This window comes from Pseudonocardia sp. McavD-2-B, assembly GCF_024124365.1.
In the GTDB taxonomy this organism is placed as follows: Bacteria; Actinomycetota; Actinomycetes; order Mycobacteriales; family Pseudonocardiaceae; genus Pseudonocardia; species Pseudonocardia alni.
In genome coordinates this window covers 1-17754 of sequence record NZ_JAMXSG010000013.1, presented here as the reverse complement: position 1 = coordinate 17754, position 17754 = coordinate 1, and the positions used below count along the sequence as shown (strand labels likewise).

Annotated in this window: 20 protein-coding genes and 1 other RNA gene; 18 read left to right on the top strand and 3 right to left on the bottom strand. The window is 73.6% G+C overall.

Features of this window, described 5'->3' with window-relative positions:
* The first annotated feature begins 35 nt into the window (after positions 1-35).
* From NH602_RS03735 to NH602_RS03715, 5 genes are all read left to right on the top strand, one after another.
* A complete protein-coding gene (locus tag NH602_RS03735) occupies positions 36-1208 on the top strand; it encodes an acyl-CoA dehydrogenase family protein (RefSeq protein ID WP_179760954.1) in 1173 nt (390 codons plus the stop codon).
* Positions 1209-1221: 13 nt separating this feature from the next.
* On the top strand, positions 1222-2250 hold the full coding sequence (locus NH602_RS03730) for an acyl-CoA dehydrogenase family protein (RefSeq protein ID WP_253067028.1): 1029 nt from the start codon (positions 1222-1224) through the stop codon (positions 2248-2250).
* Between the two features lie 101 nt (positions 2251-2351).
* Complete coding sequence (locus NH602_RS03725; protein ID WP_020621783.1) at positions 2352-2861, top strand: helix-turn-helix transcriptional regulator; 510 nt, start codon at positions 2352-2354, stop codon at positions 2859-2861.
* A gap of 33 nt (positions 2862-2894) precedes the next feature.
* Positions 2895-4001 (top strand): peptide chain release factor 2, encoded by a 1107-nt coding sequence (prfB, locus tag NH602_RS03720; protein ID WP_073578362.1) that lies wholly within the window; start codon positions 2895-2897, stop codon positions 3999-4001.
* Positions 3998-4756 (top strand): hypothetical protein, encoded by a 759-nt coding sequence (locus tag NH602_RS03715; RefSeq protein WP_253067027.1) that lies wholly within the window; start codon positions 3998-4000, stop codon positions 4754-4756. The genes prfB and NH602_RS03715 overlap by 4 nt, the downstream gene beginning before the upstream one ends.
* A 197-nt stretch (positions 4757-4953) precedes the next feature.
* On the opposite strand, the gene NH602_RS03710 is transcribed toward NH602_RS03715, so the two are convergent.
* Positions 4954-6174, bottom strand: a complete 1221-nt coding sequence (locus NH602_RS03710; RefSeq protein ID WP_073578364.1) for a multidrug effflux MFS transporter — start codon at positions 6172-6174, stop codon at positions 4954-4956.
* A 68-nt stretch (positions 6175-6242) separates the two neighbouring features.
* Between NH602_RS03710 and NH602_RS03705 the strand changes: the two genes are divergently transcribed.
* The 9 genes from NH602_RS03705 to NH602_RS03665 all read left to right on the top strand — a co-directional run bounded on the left by NH602_RS03705 (position 6243) and on the right by NH602_RS03665 (position 13294).
* Positions 6243-6722, top strand: a complete 480-nt coding sequence (locus NH602_RS03705) for a MarR family winged helix-turn-helix transcriptional regulator (RefSeq protein ID WP_157818479.1) — start codon at positions 6243-6245, stop codon at positions 6720-6722.
* 52 nt (positions 6723-6774) lie between these two features.
* The gene (ftsE, locus tag NH602_RS03700) at positions 6775-7464 is read left to right on the top strand and encodes a cell division ATP-binding protein FtsE (RefSeq protein WP_073578394.1); all 690 of its coding nucleotides are present in this window, start codon (positions 6775-6777) and stop codon (positions 7462-7464) included.
* Positions 7465-8367, top strand: coding sequence for a permease-like cell division protein FtsX (ftsX, locus tag NH602_RS03695; protein ID WP_073578365.1), 903 nt, complete (start codon positions 7465-7467; stop codon positions 8365-8367).
* Positions 8368-8538: 171 nt separating this feature from the next.
* Positions 8539-9027 (top strand): SsrA-binding protein SmpB, encoded by a 489-nt coding sequence (gene smpB, locus NH602_RS03690; protein ID WP_073578366.1) that lies wholly within the window; start codon positions 8539-8541, stop codon positions 9025-9027.
* Between the two features lie 25 nt (positions 9028-9052).
* Complete coding sequence (locus NH602_RS03685) at positions 9053-10012, top strand: amidohydrolase family protein (RefSeq protein WP_253067026.1); 960 nt, start codon at positions 9053-9055, stop codon at positions 10010-10012.
* A gap of 2 nt (positions 10013-10014) precedes the next feature.
* Positions 10015-11265 (top strand): trans-acting enoyl reductase family protein, encoded by a 1251-nt coding sequence (locus NH602_RS03680; protein WP_253067025.1) that lies wholly within the window; start codon positions 10015-10017, stop codon positions 11263-11265.
* Positions 11266-11378: 113 nt separating this feature from the next.
* Positions 11379-11760: a transfer-messenger RNA gene (gene ssrA / locus NH602_RS03675) on the top strand.
* A gap of 113 nt (positions 11761-11873) precedes the next feature.
* Positions 11874-13097 (top strand): cytochrome P450, encoded by a 1224-nt coding sequence (locus tag NH602_RS03670; protein ID WP_253067024.1) that lies wholly within the window; start codon positions 11874-11876, stop codon positions 13095-13097.
* Positions 13098-13102: 5 nt separating this feature from the next.
* Positions 13103-13294 carry a ferredoxin gene (locus tag NH602_RS03665; RefSeq protein WP_073578396.1) on the top strand — a complete coding sequence of 64 codons (192 nt, stop codon included), beginning with the start codon at positions 13103-13105 and terminating at the stop codon, positions 13292-13294.
* A gap of 3 nt (positions 13295-13297) precedes the next feature.
* On the opposite strand, the gene NH602_RS03660 is transcribed toward NH602_RS03665, so the two are convergent.
* On the bottom strand, positions 13298-14026 hold the full coding sequence (locus tag NH602_RS03660; RefSeq protein WP_073578369.1) for a VIT1/CCC1 transporter family protein: 729 nt from the start codon (positions 14024-14026) through the stop codon (positions 13298-13300).
* 65 nt (positions 14027-14091) lie between these two features.
* On the opposite strand from NH602_RS03660, the gene NH602_RS03655 reads away from it, so the two are divergent.
* From NH602_RS03655 to NH602_RS03645, 3 genes are read left to right on the top strand one after another with little or no spacing between them, the layout of a single operon-like run.
* On the top strand, positions 14092-15582 hold the full coding sequence (locus NH602_RS03655) for a cryptochrome/photolyase family protein (RefSeq protein WP_179760946.1): 1491 nt from the start codon (positions 14092-14094) through the stop codon (positions 15580-15582).
* Between the two features lie 28 nt (positions 15583-15610).
* Positions 15611-16129, top strand: coding sequence for a MauE/DoxX family redox-associated membrane protein (locus NH602_RS03650; protein ID WP_179760945.1), 519 nt, complete (start codon positions 15611-15613; stop codon positions 16127-16129).
* Complete coding sequence (locus NH602_RS03645) at positions 16129-16866, top strand: thioredoxin domain-containing protein (RefSeq protein WP_161151918.1); 738 nt, start codon at positions 16129-16131, stop codon at positions 16864-16866. The genes NH602_RS03650 and NH602_RS03645 overlap by 1 nt, the downstream gene beginning before the upstream one ends.
* Here the strand turns inward: NH602_RS03645 and NH602_RS03640 are convergent.
* The gene (locus NH602_RS03640) at positions 16817-17449 is read right to left on the bottom strand and encodes a YitT family protein (protein ID WP_073578397.1); all 633 of its coding nucleotides are present in this window, start codon (positions 17447-17449) and stop codon (positions 16817-16819) included. The two genes, NH602_RS03645 and NH602_RS03640, sit on opposite strands and share 50 nt — an antisense overlap.
* Before the next feature lie 100 nt (positions 17450-17549).
* Between NH602_RS03640 and NH602_RS03635 the strand changes: the two genes are divergently transcribed.
* A partial coding sequence (locus NH602_RS03635; protein ID WP_253067023.1) for a GntR family transcriptional regulator occupies positions 17550-17754 on the top strand: 205 nt, incomplete at its 3' end.

Below are 17754 nucleotides of genomic sequence, written 5' to 3'. Positions count from 1 at the left end.
AGTGCCGACCTCACACGAAGAACGGGTGCTCATCCATGGACCTCACCTTCACTCCGGCCGAGGAGGAGTTCCGCGCGGAACTGCGCTCCTGGCTCGGCGCCCACATCCCGCAGGAGTGGACCCGCCCCGGGTTCTGGGAGTCCCTCGAGGACTCCGAGAGCTTCCGGCTGCGGCGCGACTGGGAGCGGGACAAGGCCGACGCCGGGTTCGCCGGCATCCAGTGGCCCGTCGAGTACGGCGGCCGCGGCGGCACACCCGGCATGAAGGCCATCTACGACGAGGAGACCGTCCGCGCCCAGGCGCCCCGTACGGTCAACCCGCTCGGGCTGACCTTCCTCGCGCCGACGGTCATGGCGATCGGCACCGACGCGCAGAAGAAGGAGATCATCGGCCCGCTGCTGCGCAACGAGGTCGTGTGGTGCCAGGGCTTCTCCGAGCCCGGCGCCGGCTCCGACCTCGCGGCGCTGTCCACCAAGGGCGTTCGCGACGGTGACGACTTCGTCGTCAACGGCCAGAAGGTCTGGACCACCAACGCCGTGCACGGCGACAAGATCTTCACCCTGGTCCGCACCGAGGCCGGGTCGGAGAAGCACCGTGGCATCTCGATGCTGCTCATCGACATGGACCAGCCCGGCGTCACCGCGCGCCCGTTGCGCCAGATGAGCGGGGCGAGCGAGTTCGGCGAGGTCTTCTTCGACGACGCCCGCGTCCCGGCCGCCGACTGCCTCGGCGAGATCGGCGACGGCTGGCGCACCGCGATGCTGCTGCTCTCGTTCGAGCGCGGCGCGTCCGGCATCTCCCAGTACACCGAGTTCCGTCGTCAGTACGACGAGATCGCCGCTGTCGCCCGGCGGCTCGGCCGCGACACCGACCCGGTGATCCGCGACGACCTGGCCCGCGTGCTGATCGAGCTGGAGTGCCTGAAGCTGCACTCGATGCACGTGCTCACCCAGGTCGAGCAGGGCCGCGATCTCGGCTTCGAGGCGTCGATGACCAAGCTCCAGTGGTCCGAGGCGTTCCAGGACCTCTGGGAGGTCTACGACCGGATCCTCGGCGAGGACGCCACGCTCGACGCGCTGCCCGACGGCACCGACCTGCGCCCGCTGCACGCCCAGGCCATGTGGTCGCGCTCGGTCACCATCTGGGGCGGCTCGTCGCAGGTGCAGCGCAACGTCACCGCCGAGCGCGTGCTCGGCCTGCCGCGGTAAGGGGAGCGGACACATGTTCTTCGCACTCACCTCCGACCAGCAGGAGTTCGGCGCCGCGGTGCGCGACTACCTGGCCGAGCGCTTCGACCTCGCCGCCGTGCGGACGGTCGTCGAGAACCCGTCCGACGACGGCAACCCGGCGTCGTTGTGGCGCGCCGCGGGCGAGCAGGGGTGGACCGCGGTCACCGTCGACGAGGAGCACGACGGCCTCGGTCTCGGCCTGGTCGAGGCCCAGGTGATCGCCCGGGCGCTCGGGGCGGGTGTCGCCCCCGGCCCGTGGCGCGGCACCGTGCTGGCCGCCGACGCGATCCGGCTCGCCGGCTCCGACGAGCAGAAGGCGGCCTGGCTGCCGAAGCTCGCCGCGGGCGAGGCGGTCGGTGCGTTCACCACCCGGGGCAGCGCCGCGACCGGTCTGCCGGTGGTGGAGTACGGCGCGCTCGCCGACGTCGTCGTCGCCCCGGCCGAGGACGGCCTGCCCGGGCTGGCGCTGATCACCGGCGCCACGGCGTCGCCGGTCGGCAGCTACGACGGCACCACCCGGCTCGCGTCGCTGGACGGCGGGACCGCCGAGGCGCTGCCCGGCACCACCGTCGAGCTGCAGAAGCAGCTGACCGACCGGGCGACCGTGCTGGTCGCCGCGGACCTGGTCGGCATCGCCCGCGAGGCGTTGACCCGCACCGTCGCCTACGACCGCGAGCGCACCCAGTTCGGTGTGCCCGTCGGGTCGTTCCAGGCGCTCAAGCACGCGCTGGCCGACCTGCACGTCGGGGTCACGATGGCCGAGCACGCGGCGCTCTACGCCGCGCACGCGGTGGACGCCGGGCTCGACGGTGCCGAGCTCGCCGTCGCCGTCGCCAAGGCCAAGAGCAGCGACGTGGCGCTCCAGGCGACCGCGGCGATGATCCAGTTCCACGGCGGCATCGGTTACACCTGGGAGCACGAGGCGCACTTCTTCTACAAGCGCGCCAAGCGGCTCGCCGGCCAGTACGGCGACGTCGCCGTCTCCCGCGAGCGGATCGCCTCCCTGACCATCGGGGCCTGACCCCTCCGTGGGCCGCGTGAGGCCACAGTGCACCCCGTCTGCTCAGGGCGGATGTGCGCTGTGGACTCGCGCGCCCGGCGCGGACGTGGGACCGTCGGACGATGGCACCCGTCACACCGGTCAACGCCACCGCCGCCGCCCTCCTCGGTCTGCTCCACGGCGGGCCGATGACCGGTGGGCAGCTGGTGGCGGCGGCCGGTGAGCGGTTCGGGCTGTTCTTCTCGGTCACCCGCAGCCAGGTCTACCGCGAGCTGCCCGCGCTGACCGAGGAGGCGTTGCTGCGCCTGGGCAAGCAGGGCCCGCGGGCCAGCCAGCAGTACGTGATCACCGCCGCCGGCAAGCGGTCGTTCAAGCACTGGCTCGCCACCGGTGGCGACGCCGACGCCGTCCGCAGCCCGCTGGTGCTGCGGCTGCTGCACGCGGGGACGCTGACGGTCAAGCAGCGCACCGAGCTCGTCGCGGCCGCCCGCGAGGCCTACGCCGAGCGGCTCGCGGTGGCCCGCGCCGCCGCCCGTGCGACCGACGACCCCTACGGCCGTCCGGTCGCGGACTTCGCCGTCGCCCACACCCGGGCGATGATCAAGCTGATCGACGCGATCCCCCAGGACTGAACCGGGTCCCACCCCCGCGTACCCTCGACCGTTGTGAACTCCGACGTCCAGGCCGACCTGAAGGACCTCGACACCACGCTGTCCAGCATCGAGGCCGTCGCCGACGTGCCCCGGCTGCGCCAGGAGATCGAGGAACTGTCCGAGCAGGCGGGCCGGCCGGACCTCTGGGACGACGTCGACGCCGCCCAGCAGATCACCAGCCGGCTGGCCTACGCCCAGGGCGACCTGCGCCGCCTCGACGACCTGCGCCGCCGCCTCGACGACGTGCCGGTGCTCTACGAGCTCGCCGAGGACGAGGGTGACGAGTCCGCCGTCGCGGACGCCGACGCCGAGCGCGCGAAGCTCCGCAGCGAGATCTCCTCGCTGGAGGTCCGCACCCTGCTCTCGGGCGAGTACGACGAGCGCGAGGCCCTGGTGACCATCCGGTCCGAGGCCGGGGGCATCGACGCCGCCGACTTCGCCGAGATGCTGCTGCGCATGTACCTGCGCTGGGCCGAGCGCCACGGCTACGGCACCGACGTCTACGAGACGTCCTACGCCGAGGAGGCCGGCATCAAATCGGCCACCTTCGCCGTCCACGCGCCGTACGCGTTCGGGACGCTGTCGGTCGAGGCCGGCACCCACCGCCTGGTGCGGATCTCGCCGTTCGACAACCAGGGGCGGCGCCAGACGTCGTTCGCCGGTGTCGAGGTGGCCCCGGTCGTCGAGACCTCCGACCACATCGAGATCGACGAGAAGGACCTGCGGGTCGACGTGTTCCGCGCGTCCGGGCCCGGCGGCCAGGGCGTCAACACGACCGACTCGGCGGTCCGGCTGACCCACATCCCGTCCGGGATCGTCGTCGCCTGCCAGAACGAGCGCTCCCAGCTGCAGAACAAGGCGTCGGCGATGGCCGTGCTGCAGGCGAAGCTGCTGGAGCGGCGCCGGCAGGAGGAGCGCGAGCTGCGCGACTCGTTCAAGGAGGCCGGGTCCTCCTGGGGCAACCAGATGCGCAACTACGTGCTGCACCCGTACCAGCTGGTGAAGGACCTGCGCACCGAGCACGAGGAGGGCAACCCCTCGCAGGTGCTCGACGGCCAGATCGACGAGTTCATCGAGGCCGGCATCCGCTGGCGCAAGCAGACCGAATCGGCCTCGTGAGCCGGGGTCGCCGGGCGTCCGCCGTCTGCGGCGCCCTCCTCGTCCTCGCCCTGGCCGGATGCACGACGGGGTCCCCGGAGCCGGCCGCCGACGGGGCTCCGGCCGCGTCCACCGCGCCGTCGGCGCAGGACACCGTGGCCGCCGCGGGCACCGCGCTCGCCGGCGCCGGGTCGGCGCGGGTCGACGTCGAGCTGGACTCGGTCACCGGCCCGGTTCGCGCCTCCGGCCCCGCCCGCTTCACCCCGTTCGCCGCGGACCTCACCGTCGCCCTCGGCACCCGTGGTGCCCAGGTCAGGGTGCTCGACGACCGTGCCTGGGCCCGGTTCGGCGGCAGCGACCGCTGGCAGCCGCTGTCCACGGGGCTCCTCCCGGTCGGTGCCGTCGGCGGGATGCTGCACGCCGCGCCCGGGCTGCGCGACGTCGTCGCCGCGCCGGGGGCAGCCGACGTCGACGGCGTCGCCGCGACGACCTACACCGGGTCGGTGGATCTCGCCGCCGCACGGGCCGGCGCCCCGGACCCCGCGGTCGGGGCCCGGCTCGACGAGCTCGCCGGGCTGGTCTCGCCGACCCCGCGGTTCACCGCCTGGCTCGGTGCTCCCGACGCCGCCCCCGCCGACCGCGGACGGCTGCTCCGGCTGCGCCTGGAGCCGCAGGCCCCGGCCGCCGGGACGCAGAACGCCGGCGCCGCGGTCCCGGGTGCGGTGACCGTCTCCTTCAGCGACCCCGGGCTACCGGTGGAGATCACCGCCCCCTGACGACGGCCCCCGCATTTCCGCGCTCGCGCCTCGCGGCTCGCGGCTCTCAGGGCGCGGGTCGTGCCTCGCGGGTCACGCCTCGCACCGACCCGGCCGCGGTGCGTCGAGATGCAGCTCAGCGGGCCGCGGAGATCGACAACTCCCGCTGAGGTGCATCTCGGCGTCGCGAGCAGGGCGGGCGGGACGGCGGTGCCGGCTCAGCGCGGCGCGGTCGCGCCGCGGGTCAGGGCGGTGAGCGACACGGCGGAGAGCGTGGCCGCGGTCAGCATGGTCACGGCCATCGCCGTCGCGCTCGACCCGACCAGCGGCGAGACCAGGGCGCCGAGGCCGAACTGGGTGGCCCCCAGCAGGGCCGAGCCCGTCCCGGCGCGGTCGCGGACCTCGCCGGTCGCCAGCGCCGCGCTGTTGCCCATCACGAACCCGAGCGTGGCCAGGGTCGCGAACAGCAGCACGAGGACGGGCCAGCGGGCGGCGCCGAGCAGCACCACGACGAGCAGAGCCGCGCACAGCACGACCAGCCCCCCGACGGCGACGACGAGCTGGCGGCGCGGGGCGACCCGCGCGGCGAGCCGGCTGCTGACGATGTTGCCCAGCACCAGCCCGGCCGCGTTCGTCCCGAAGGCCAGGGCGTACTGCGTCGTGGAGAGGCCGAGTGTCTGCTGCAGCACGAACGGCGATCCGGAGATGTAGGCGAACATCATCGAGAACGACGTGGCGAACGCGAGCACGTAGCCGACGTAACGACGGCGGCGCAGAAGCGCGCCGACGTCGGCGAAGGTCCGGCGCACACCGCCGGAGGTACGGGCCGGGGCCGGGAGCGTCTCGTGCACCGCGAGCAGCGACGACACCAGCATGAGCAGCGCCAGCCCGGCGAGCACGACGAAGATGCCCCGCCAGCCGACGACCCCGCCGAGCGAGCTGCCGATCACCGGCGCGATCACCGGCGCGATCCCGTTGATCGCCATCATCAGCGAGAACAGCTGCGCGGTCCGCGCGCCGGCGGTGCGGTCGGAGATCATCGCGCGGCTCAGTACCAGGCCGGCCGCCCCGCCGAAGCCCTGTAGGAACCGGGCGACGACGAGCACCGCGACCGACGGCGCGACCGCGCTCGCCAGGCAGGCGACGAACAGCAGGACCGTGCCCGCGAGGACCAGGCGTCGCCGCCCCCAGCTGTCCGAGAGCGGGCCGATCACCAGCTGCCCGACCGCCAGCCCCACCAGGAACGCGGTCAGGGTCAGCTGCGCCGCCGACGCCGACGCCCCCAGTTCGGTCGCCACGGTCGGCAGCACGGGCAGGTACATGTCGGTGGCCAGCGGCGCCACCGCCGTCAGCAGCGCGAGAACGCCGATCCACACGCCGTCCGGCACGGTGCGGCCGCGCGCGGTCCTCGGTGCGGCCTGCTCGGTACCCACGGTCATGGCGGTCCTCTCTCCCACGGGCGATCAGTTATGAAAATATATATGAATGGTCGAGTAGTATCGCGTCTGTGACGGAGATCAAGGAGCGCGAGGACTGGGCGGCGCTGGTGGCCGCCGTCCACGACCTGTCGCGGGTGCTGCGGGCGTCGGGCGAACGCGCGGTCGGCCTGGACGCGATCACCGGATCCGAGCACGAGGTGCTCCGGTGGGTCTCGGCGCGGCCCGGGCATCCGGTGTCGGCGGTGGCCCGCGGTCTCGGGCTGCAGCCCAGCAACGTCAGCGCCACCGTCCGGTCGCTGGTCGAGCGCGACCTCGTCGAGCGCCGTGCCGACCCGGCCGACGGCCGTCGTGCGCTGCTGTACCCCACGGCCCGGGCGGTCCGGCACCGCGAGCTCCTCGACGCCGCCTGGACGCGGCAGATCCGGCGCGCGCTCGGCGACCTGGACGGTGCCGACGCGGTCGCGCTGCGTGCGGCGGTCCCCGTCCTGGACCGGCTCGCCGGTGCGCTCGACCCGTCGCGGGACCCGGTCGCCGCCGGACCGGCCTGACGGGCGTGTCGTCACGGCCCGTGTACTCCGGGCGGCGGTACCGTCCCGCTCCGTGATCGAGCTGCGGGACGTCTCCAAGCGCTACCCGGCGTCCGGGCGCCCGGCGCTGGACCGGGTCTCCGCGACGGTCGGTGCGGGCGAGTTCGTGTTCCTGATCGGGCCGTCCGGGTCGGGCAAGTCGACGCTGCTGCGGCTGCTGCTGCGCGAGGACGTCCCCACCTCGGGATCCATCCTCATCGACGGCCTCGACGTCGCCGGGCTGCCCCGGCGGAAGGTGCCGAAGCTGCGCCAGCGGATCGGCTGCGTCTTCCAGGACTTCCGGCTGCTGCCCAAGCGCACCGTCGCCGGCAACGTCGCGTTCGCGCTGGAGGTCCTGGGCCGCACGCCCTCGGAGATCCGGATCGCGGTGCCCGAGCTGCTGGAGATGGTGGGGCTGCAGGGCAAGGCGGAGCGGCTGCCGCACGAGCTGTCCGGCGGCGAGCAGCAGCGCGTCGCGATCGCCAGGGCGTCGGTGAACCGCCCACCGCTGCTGCTGGCCGACGAGCCGACCGGCAACCTCGACCCCGAGACCGGACGGGAGATCATGCAGGTCCTGGAGCGCATCAACCGCGCGGGCACCACGGTGCTGATGGCCACCCACGACTCGTCCATCGTGGATGCGATGCGCCGCCGGGTGATCGAGCTGGCCGACGGTGGCGTGCTGCGCGACGAGGCCCGCGCGGTGTACGGGGCGGGCCGGTAGATGCGTCCCGCCCTGCTCACCCGCGAGGTCTCCTCCGGCCTGCGCCGCAACGTCACGATGACCGTCGCGATGGTGCTGACCACCGCGGTCACCCTCATGTCGGTCGGTGCGGGCCTGCTCGTGCTGCGCACCATCGACGACATCTCCGCGCTCTACACGAACCGGCTCGAGATCCAGGTGGCGCTCACTCCGGACGTCTCGGAGACCGACCCGGACTGCAGCGGGCCGACGTGCGCGGCGGTGCGGAGCGCGCTGGAGGCCGCCCCGGGCGTCGGCTCGGTCTCGTTCGAGTCCCAGCAACAGGCCTGGACCCGCTTCCGCGAGCTGTTCGCCGGGCAGTCGGTCGCCGACGTCGCCCGGCCGCAGTCGCTGCCCGCCACGCTGCGGGTCACCCTGACCGACCAGCAGGCGGGTGCCGCGGCCGCCCGGGCCGCCGTCGAGGGCCGGCCGGGGGTGCGCGGGGTGATCGACCAGCGCGACGTCGTCGGGACGCTGTTCGACTTCCTCAACGGCGTGCGCAACGTGGCGTTCGCGCTCGCCGTCGTGCAGGCGCTCGCGGCGGTCCTGCTGATCTCCAACACGGTGCAGGTCTCGGCGTTCATGCGGCGCACCGAGGTCGGCGTGATGCGCCTGGTCGGGGCGACGCGCTGGACCACCCAGCTGCCGTTCCTGGTCGAGGCCGCCATCGCCGGGGCCGTCGGCGGGGCGCTCGCCGGGATCGGCCTGGTCGCGGCCAAGTACGCCGTCGTCGACGACCTGTTCGCCGCGATGGGTCAGGCCGGCGTGATCCCGCCGGTCCGGATCACCGACGTGCTGGTGGTCTCGGCGCTGCTCGTGCCCACCGGGGCCCTCGTCGCCGGGATCACCGGCTACGTGACCCTGCGCGCCTACGTGAAGGTCTGAGCGCTCACCCCGCGCCGCCGTCGTCGTCACGTCCGCTTCTGTGATCATCGGTCTGATACGCGATCATTGCTCTCGCGCTGAATCTGCACGAGGTGGCGCCGACGTGCACGGGCACTGCTCCGGGGCCGCCGCGGTCGGATACCGGTGGCGGTACGCGGGTAGGCTGGTCGTGTGAAGGAACAGGGCCGGAAGGTGATCGCGCAGAACCGTCGGGCCCGGCACGACTACGCGATCCTGGAGGAGTTCGAGGCCGGGGTCGCGCTCAAGGGGACCGAGGTGAAGAGCCTGCGTCTGGGGCGGGCGTCGCTGGTCGACGCCTTCGCCACCATCGACGACGGCGAGATCTTCCTGCGCAACCTGCACATCCCGGAGTACGTGCGCGGCAGCTGGACCAACCACGAGCCGCGCCGCACCCGCAAGCTGCTGCTGCACCGCGGGGAGATCGACCGACTGATGGGCAAGACCCGCGAGGGCGGGCTCACCCTGGTGCCGCTGTCGCTGTACTTCAACGACGGCAAGGTCAAGTGCGAGCTCGCGCTCGCCAAGGGCAAGAAGGACTACGACAAGCGCCGCGACCTGGCCAAGAAGGACGCGCAGAAGGAGATCGCGCGCGCCGTCGGCCGTGCGGCCAAGGGGCGGGCCCGGGACCTGCGCGGCTGAGCCACGGCCCGCCTAGGGTGGGGCCGTGGATCTCCCCCTGCCACCGGTCGACGACGCCGACGTGCCCCGCTGGACCGCCGAGCTGGACCTGCCCGGCCTGGTCGACGTGCACGTGCACTTCCTGCCCCAGCGGATGCTCGACAAGGTCTGGGCCTACTTCGACGACGCCGAGACCCACTACGGCACCCCGTGGCCGGTGCAGTACCGGCTACCCGAGGAGGAGCGCTACGCGATCCTCGAACGCCTCGGAGTGCTCGCGTTCGCGCCCTTGACCTACCCGCACAAGCCGGGCATGGGGGAGTGGCTCACCGGCTGGGCCGGCGGGTTCGCCGACGTCCACCCGCGCGCGGTGCGCACCGCGACGCTCTACCCGGAACCGTCCGTGGTCGACTACCTCGGCCGTGCCGTCGCCGACGGGGCGCGGATGGTCAAGGTGCATGTCCAGGTCGGCGGGTTCGACCCGCGCGACCCCCTGCTGCGCGACGCCTGGGGCCTGCTGGCCGACGCGGGCGTGCCCGCCGTCGTCCACTGCGGCGACGGCCCGATCCCCGGCGAGCACACGGGGCTCGGGATCTTCGCCGAGGTGCTGGCGGCGCACCCCGATCTGCGGATCGTGCTGGCGCACGCGGGCATGCCGGACTTCCGGGGCGCGCTGGAGCTGCTGGACCGGTTCCCGAACCTGGTGCTCGACACGACGATGGTCGGCACCGCGTTCTCCCAGCGGATCGCGCCGCTGCCGCCGGACTGGCCGGCACGCCTGGCCGAGCACCCGGGGCGGATCGTGCTCGGCACCGACTTCCCCAACATCCCCTACGCCTACGCCGAGCAGCTCGCCGCGATCGCCGGCTGGGCCGCCGCCGAGCCCCGCCTCGGCGCGGCGTTCCTGCGCTCGGTCCTGTACGACGCCCCGGCCGCGCTGCTGGGCGTCGACCCCGTCCGACACGCCGCCCCCGGCCCCGCGGCCGAGACCCCGAGGAGCTCTTAGACATGGTCAGCCCGCAGAACGACGGGAACGGCGCGTCCGCCCCGGTCGACATCGCCCTCTACGGCGCGACCGGCTTCGTCGGCGGCCTCATCGCCCGTCACCTCGCCGAGCACGCCCCGCCCGGGGTGCGCATCGCGCTGGCCGGTCGCTCCGAGGCGAAGCTCGCCGCGACCCGGGCGGCGCTGCCCACGTCGGCGCGTGACTGGCCGCTGATCGTCGCCGACGCCGCCGACCCGGCCGCGACCGACCGGCTCGCCGCGGGCGCACGCGTCGTGCTGAGCACGGTCGGCCCGTACGCGAAGTACGGCCTGGGGCTGGTCGGGTCGTGCGCGAGGGCCGGCACCCACTACGCCGACCTCACCGGCGAGGTGCTGTTCGTCCGCGAGGCGATCGACCGCTTCCACGACACCGCGCGCGCGAGCGGCGCGCGGATCGTGCACTCCTGCGGCTACGACTCCGTCCCCTCCGACCTGGGGGTGTTCCTCGCGCACCGGGCCGCACAGGCCGACGGCGCGGGTGGGCTCACCGAGGTCCGCACGGTCGCGACGATGCGCGGCGGGGTCTCCGGCGGCACGGTGGACTCGTTGCGCGGGCAGCTCGACACCGTCCGCACCGACCGCGACGCCCGGCGCCTGGCCGCCCGCCCGCACTCGCTGAGCCCCAACCCGTCGGCCGAGCCGACGCCGTCGCAGCCGGGTGACGCGGGACCGCCCGCCCGGCTCCCGGACGGCACCTGGACCGCGCCGTTCGTGATGGCGTCCTACAACACCCGGATCGTGCGCCGTTCCAACGCGCTGCTCGACCACGCCTACGGCCGCGGACTGCGCTACGGCGAGCTCCAGGGCTGTGGTCGCGGGGTGTCCGGGGCGGTCACCGCGGGTGTGGTCACCGGCGGGCTCGGCGCGCTGGTCGGTGCGTTCATGGTGCCGCCGATCCGCCCGCTGCTCGACCGGGTGCTGCCCGCGCCCGGGACCGGGCCGTCGGAGCGGACCCGCGAGCGCGGCTGGTTCCGGATGGACGTGCGTGCCGAGACCGAGTCCGGACGTCGCTACCGGGTGCGGGTCTCCGGCCCCGGCGACCCCGGCTACGGGGCCACCGCGGTCATGTTCGGCGAGGCGGGCCTCGCACTGGCCCTGGGCGGGTCCGCGCTGCCCGACCGTGCGGGCTGCCTCACCCCGGCCACCGCGCTGGGTGACGTGCTGGTCGACCGGCTGCGGGCCGCGGGGCACACCTACGACGTCGCGGCGGGATGACACGCCACCGGGAACCGGGATGATCGGGCGGGCGTGGGGCGTTATGCTGTGCGTCCGCCCGGGTACGTCCGTGCGGAGTGCAGGTGGACTGCGGGTCCTCCGGGACCCGACCAGGGGGTGAACGGTTTCGACTCCGATCGTTGATCGAGGTGAAGCGTGCCGAGGAAGGCGACGATGATCTCGTTAACCATGCGTCGCAAAAAAATAAGTGCCGACAACAGTCGCACTGCCCAGAGCGCTTACGCGCTCGCTGCCTGATTTTCAGGTAGGGGCTGTCGGGCCGGAGGCGTCCCCGCTCCGGTTCCCGACATCATTCAGGGGACTCACCCTGCGGTCCGGCCGCGGAACCGCAGGGGACATCCAACAGCGGCTGGGATCGTCACACCGGCTTGTTCGCGTGACCGGTGGATCCGAGTAGAGACAGAGCGGACTGCGCACGGAGAAGCCCTCGTGAACCGACGGAGGACCCGGGTTCGATTCCCGGCACCTCCACCGCCCAGCGGCCCCGTCCCGATCCCGGGACGGGGCCGTTCCTGTCTCTGCTCTCTGCGCAGATCGTTGCGCAATGAAACTGAGCATTGCTAACATCCTCGCCGGGAGTGATGCCGATGACCGCCGTGACCGACCCCGTGCCCACCTACCCGATGACGCGCGGGTGCCCCTTCGATCCGCCCGCCGAGCTCGCCCGCATCCGGGACGACGAGTGCCCCGCCGAGCCGGGGGTCGCCCGGGTCAGGATCTGGGACGGCAGTACGCCGTGGCTCGTCACCCGCTACGACGACGTCCGCGCCGCGCTCGCCGACGAGCGGCTGTCCGCCGATGCCGACCGCGACGGCTACCCGGCCGCGTCGCGGTCGCGCCGCGTGCGCTCCCGGGGGCGCCGGCGCAGCTTCATCATGATGGACGGCCCCGAGCACGCCCGGCACCGGCGGATGCTCATCGGTGAGTTCACCGTGCGCCGTATCGAGCGCCTCCGGCCGCTGGTCGAGCAGACCGTCACCGCGCTGCTGGACGCCATGGAAGCGGGGGAGAACCCGACCGACCTGGTGCAGGCGTTCGCGCTGCCGCTGCCGTCGCTGGTGATCTGCCACCTGCTCGGGGTCCCCTACGCCGACCACGCGTTCTTCGAGGCGCAGAGCCGGATCATGGTCGACCTGACCTCGGGCGCGGAGGCGTCGGCCGCGGCGTCGGACGCGCTGCAGGACTACCTCGCCGGCCTCGTCCGGGAGCGGCTGGACGAGCCGCGCGACGACGTGCTCGGCGGGATGGCCGCCCGGGTCGCGGCCGGGGACCTCACCGTCGACGAGGCGAGTGCCTCGGCGCTGCTGCTGCTCGTCGCCGGGCACGAGACGACGGCGAACATGATCGCGCTCGGCACGCTGACCCTGCTGCACCACCCCGACCAGCTCGCCGTCGTCCGCGACGGCGACGCCGCGCAGGTCCGCGCCGCGGTCGAGGAGCTGCTGCGGGTCCTGACCGTGACCCACGTCGGCCGCCGCCGGGTCGCGACCGAGGATTTGGAGATCGGCGAGGTCACGATCCGCGCGGGGGAGGGCGTCGTGCTCGCCGCCGAGGCCGCCAACCGCGACCCCCGCCAGTGGCCGCACCCCGACGAGGTCGACGTGACCCGCGGGACGAACCGGCACGTCGCATTCGGGTTCGGGGTGCACCAGTGCCTGGGGCAGCCACTGGCCCGCCTCGAGCTGCAGATCGCCTACCCGGCGCTGCTGCGGCGCTTCCCGGGACTGCGGGTCACCGTGCCGGACTCGGAGATCCCGTTCCGCGACGACATGGCCGTCTACGGCGTGCACGCGCTGCCGGTGGCATTCTGATGGCCATGCGCGTGATCGTGGACAAGGAACTGTGCATCGGGGCCGGCCAGTGTGTCGTGACCGCGCCCGACGTCTTCGACCAGGACGACGACGGGATCGTCGAGCTGCTGACCGACTCGCCCGCCGAGGGCGACCGGGACGCGGTGAAGGAGGCCGAGCACGTGTGCCCGGCCCGGGTGATCAGTGTGGAGGACTGACCCTCAGGCGGCGCTGACGCCGATCAGCATGCCGACCAGGTACGTGGCGCCGGCGGCGATGGCGCCGAACGCCAGCTGGCGCAGCGCCGCCGACCACCACGACCGGGAGGTGAACCGCGAGGTCAGCGCCCCCGCGGCGAGCAGGCCGACGCCGCCGACGGCGAGGCCGAGCGCGAGCGAGCCGTAGCCGAGCAGGAACGTGATCAGCGGGATCAGCCCGCCGACCGCGAACGCGGCGAACGACGACACCGCCGCCACCCACGGCGACGGCTTGTCGTCCAGGCTGACCCCCAGCTCCTGGCTGATGTGCATCCGCAGCGCCAGCTCGGGGTCGCGGTGCACCTCCCGGGACACGGCGTCGGCGGTCTGCTCGGACAGGCCCATCTCCCGGAACCGGGCGGCCAGCTCGTGCTGCTCGGCGCGGGGGTGCTGGGCCAGCTCACGGCGCTCGACGGCCGCCTCGGCGTCGAGCGCGTCGTTCTGGGTGCCGACCGAGGCGAACTCGCCGAGCGCCATCGAGAACGCCCCCGCGACGACACCCGCGAGCCCGCTGAGCACGATGACGTCACGGCCCGCCCCGCCGCCCCCGACGCCCGCGATCAGTGCGATCGTGGTGACCAGGCCGTCCATCGCACCGAAGGTGGCCGCGCGCAGCCAGCCGCCGGAGACGTCACGGTGGGAGTGGTCGTGGCTGTGGTCGGCGAGCTCCGCCTCCAGCTCCGGATCGTTCACGTCTGCAACGATAGGACGACCGCGCTCGCCGCGCGGCGCTGTGCGACCACCCCGACACTGGGTCGATGTCGTCCGATGACACGGCTCCGCTCTGGCTGTTCGCCGACCAGCTCGGCCCTCACGTGTGGGACACCGAGGAGTTCGCCGGCCGCGAGATCGTGATCGTCGAGTCCACCCGGGCGCTGGGCCGGCGGCGCCACCACCGTCAGAAGCTGCACCTGGTGCTGTCCGGGATGCGTCACCTCGCGGAGCAGCTCGGCGACCGGGCCACCTACCTGCGCACCGACACCTACCGCGAGGCGCTGGAGCAGGTCGGCCGCCCGGTGGTGGTGCACCAGCCGACGTCGTTCCCGGCCTCGGACATGGTGCGCCGTTTCGTGAAGGAGGGTCTGGTCACCGAGGTCCGGCCCACCCCGACCTTCGCGCTGGGCAAGGACGAGTTCGACTACTGGGCCGGTGACCGCGAGACCTTCCGGATGGAGGAGTTCTACCGCGCCCAGCGCGAGCGGTTCTCCGTGCTCATGGACGGCGAGAAGCCCGTCGGCGGGAAGTGGAACTACGACCACGACAACCGCGAGTCCCCGCCGAAGGGTGCCGAGCGCCTGGAGGTGAAGGCGCCCTGGAAACCCCGCGAGGACGGGATCGACGAGCAGGTCCGCGCCGACCTCGACGCGGCCGGGTACCCCACGGTCGGTAACGACGGGCCGCGCCGCTTCGCCGTCACCCACGAGGAGGCCACCCGGGCGCTGCGGCACTTCGTCCGGCACCGCCTCGACACCTTCGGCCCGTACGAGGACGCGGTGCTGGAGCAGGACTGGGCCATGGCGCACTCGCTGCTGTCGGTGCCGATGAACCTGGGCGCGCTGCACCCGCTGGAGGCGGTGCACGCCGCCGAGCAGGCCTACCACGACGGGGACGCCCGGCTGTCCAGCGTCGAGGGGTTCGTCCGGCAGATCCTCGGCTGGCGGGAGTACGTCTGGCAGCTGTACTGGCGCTTCGGGCGTGGCTACACGCGTCGCAACCACCTCCGGGCCCGCACCCCGCTGCCGGACTGGTGGACCGACCTGGACGCCGACGCCGTCACCGCGAACTGCCTGTCGCACGCCCTGGGCGGGGTCCGCGACCGCGGCTGGACCCACCACATCCCGCGCCTGATGATCCTCGGCAACCACGCCATGCAGCGTGGCTACCGGCCGGCGGAGCTCAACGACTGGTTCGCGACGGCGTTCGTCGACGGGTTCGCCTGGGTGATGCCCGCCAACGTGATCGGGATGAGCCAGCACGCCGACGGCGGCCGGATGGCCACCAAGCCCTACGCCTCCGGCGGCGCCTACATCGACCGGATGACCGACCTGTGCTCGGGCTGCGCGTTCGACCCGAAGGTGCGGGTGGGGGAGAAGGCCTGCCCCTTCACCGCGGGCTACTGGCAGTTCGTGCACCGCCACGAGGAGATGCTGGCGGGCAACAACCGCACCGCCCGCGCCGTCGCCACGATGAAGCGGCTGACCGATCTCGACGCGCTGCTGGAGCAGGAGTCCGCCCGCGAGGAGTTCTGAACCGGCGGGCTCGCTAGGCTCCCCGGTCGTGACCGCAGGCCGCCCGCTCGACGTGCTGGGCACCGTGCTGCGGCTGGGGCTGGCCGCGGTCTGGCTGGTGTCGGGGGCGGTGAAGCTGTCCGAGCCGTTCACCACGGCCGTCGCCGTCGCCGCCTACCGGGTGCTGCCGGACGCGCTCGTCGTGCCGGTCGCGACCCTGCTGCCGCCGCTGGAGATCGCACTCGGCCTGCTGCTGCTCGCGGGCCTCGCCACCCGGCTCGCCGCGGTGGTGGGCACCGTGCTGCTGCTCGCGTTCGTCGCGGGGCTGGTGCAGGCGTGGGCGCGCGGGCTGGCGATCGACTGCGGCTGCTTCGGCGGTGGCGGGCCGGTCGACCCCGACGACACCGGCTACGGCCTGGCCCTGCTGCGCGACCTCGCCTTCCTCACGGCCGCGGTGTACCTGGTGGTGCGCCCGCGGACGCTGTTCTCCCTCGACGGGCGCGGGGACCGGGCCGCGGCACACGACCACGACCGGCGGGCGCCGGCGGACGCGACGGAGGAGCACTGATGGGACAGAGCGAGCGCGAGCGCCGGCAGGCCGCGCAGGCCCGGCTGCAGGCGGCGGGGATCAGCACCGCACGCACCTCGAGCGGGCTCGGTCGCAACCTCGGGATCGGCGCGCTCGTGCTGGTCATCGCCCTGGCCACGGGCGTCTACGTGCTGTACCAGAACTACCAGAAGGCGACCGTCGCGACCTACCCGGTGACCCGCGACGGCGTCGTCGTGAAGGCCGGGAACCAGGCGGCCCCGGTGACCGTCGACCTCTACGAGGACTACCTCTGCCCCGCCTGCAGACAGCTGGAGAGCGGTGTCGGGAACCAGCTCACCACCGCGGTGAACGAGGGCAAGGCGAAGATCAACTACCACCACATCGTGATCCTCGACGAGCGCTCGACCCCGCCCGGTTACTCGACCCGCGCCGGCAACGCCGCGCTGTGCGCCGCCGACGCCGGGATCTTCCCCGCCTACCACTCCCGCCTGTACGCCGACCAGCCCGCCGAGGGCAGTGCCGGCAAGACGGTGCAGGAGCTGACCGCGCTCGGCACCGAGCTGGGGGCCACGGGGGACTTCGCGGGCTGCGTCACCCGCCAGGCGAACACCCAGGCGATCGCCGACGCGACCGAGGCGGCCGTCGCCGACCCGGCGGTGGCGCCCGGCGGCCGCTTCGGGACCCCGACGGTGATGGTGAACGGGGTCAAGATGGATCTGAGCAACGGGGACTGGCTGTCGAGGGTGACGGGCTGACCGCACCCACGGTGAAGCGCGGCAGGAACCACTGCACCAGCGGCCCGACGGCGAGTGCGTAGACCACCGTCACCGGGCCGAAGACACCGCCGAGCGCCCACCCGACGAGCACGACCGTCACCTCGATCGCGGTCCGCACCAGCCGCACCGACAGGCCGGTGCGGGCCGCGAGCCCGGTCATCAGCCCGTCCCGCGGGCCCGGCCCCAGCCCGACCCCGATGTAGGCCGCCGTCGCCGCCGCGTTCAGCACGATCCCGGCGACGGCGTACGCCATCCGCAGCCACAGCGCCTCCGGGGCGGGCAGCACCGCGAGCGCGGTGTCCACCGTGGCCCCGATGACGACGACGTTCGCCACCGTCCCCAGCCCCGGTCGTTCCCGCAGCGGGATCCACAGCAGCAGCACCCCGACCGCGACGACCACGGTCACCGCGCCCACCGACAGGGCCGTACGACCGGCGACGCCCTGGTGGAACACGTCCCACGGCATCGAGCCGAGGGCCGCGCGCATCATCAGCGCCATCGAGACCGCGTAGGCGACCAGGCCGGCCACGAGCTGGGTGAGCCGCCGGGTGCGCCGCGGCATCCGCAGCGACCAGCGGGAGCTGTCGATCGTCACGAGATGGCATGCTGCCTCGATCGGTGGCCTGTCGTCACCGTGCCACTCGAGCGAAAGTGGATCGGGAATGACGCAGGGGGCCGGGGCGGAGCGCCTCGCCGCGCTGTGCGGTGACGTCCACGGCGGGCGCGGCCCGGCGTACCGGGTGCTGGCCGACGCGGTGCGGGTGCTGACCGGCGACGGCAGGCTGCCGTCGGGCACCCGGCTGCCGGCGGAGCGGGCGCTGGCCGAGGCGCTGGGGGTCAGCCGGGTCACCGTCGCCCGCGCCTACC

Excerpts from the sequence above, each read along its gene's own strand:
- NH602_RS03730 (WP_253067028.1), top strand. The coding sequence starts at position 1,222 with ATGTTCTTCGCACTCACCTCCGACCAGCAGGAGTTCGGCGCCGCGGTG.
- NH602_RS03735 (WP_179760954.1), top strand. The coding sequence starts at position 36 with ATGGACCTCACCTTCACTCCGGCCGAGGAGGAGTTCCGCGCGGAACTG.
- NH602_RS03680 (WP_253067025.1), top strand. The coding sequence starts at position 10,015 with ATGGTCAGCCCGCAGAACGACGGGAACGGCGCGTCCGCCCCGGTCGAC.
- ftsX (WP_073578365.1), top strand. The coding sequence starts at position 7,465 with ATGCGTCCCGCCCTGCTCACCCGCGAGGTCTCCTCCGGCCTGCGCCGC.
- NH602_RS03645 (WP_161151918.1), top strand. The coding sequence starts at position 16,129 with ATGGGACAGAGCGAGCGCGAGCGCCGGCAGGCCGCGCAGGCCCGGCTG.
- NH602_RS03655 (WP_179760946.1), top strand. The coding sequence starts at position 14,092 with ATGTCGTCCGATGACACGGCTCCGCTCTGGCTGTTCGCCGACCAGCTC.
- NH602_RS03670 (WP_253067024.1), top strand. The coding sequence starts at position 11,874 with ATGACCGCCGTGACCGACCCCGTGCCCACCTACCCGATGACGCGCGGG.
- NH602_RS03725 (WP_020621783.1), top strand. The coding sequence starts at position 2,352 with ATGGCACCCGTCACACCGGTCAACGCCACCGCCGCCGCCCTCCTCGGT.
- NH602_RS03640 (WP_073578397.1), bottom strand. The coding sequence starts at position 17,449 with ATGCCGCGGCGCACCCGGCGGCTCACCCAGCTCGTGGCCGGCCTGGTC.
- NH602_RS03665 (WP_073578396.1), top strand. The coding sequence starts at position 13,103 with ATGCGCGTGATCGTGGACAAGGAACTGTGCATCGGGGCCGGCCAGTGT.
- NH602_RS03710 (WP_073578364.1), bottom strand. The coding sequence starts at position 6,174 with ATGACCGTGGGTACCGAGCAGGCCGCACCGAGGACCGCGCGCGGCCGC.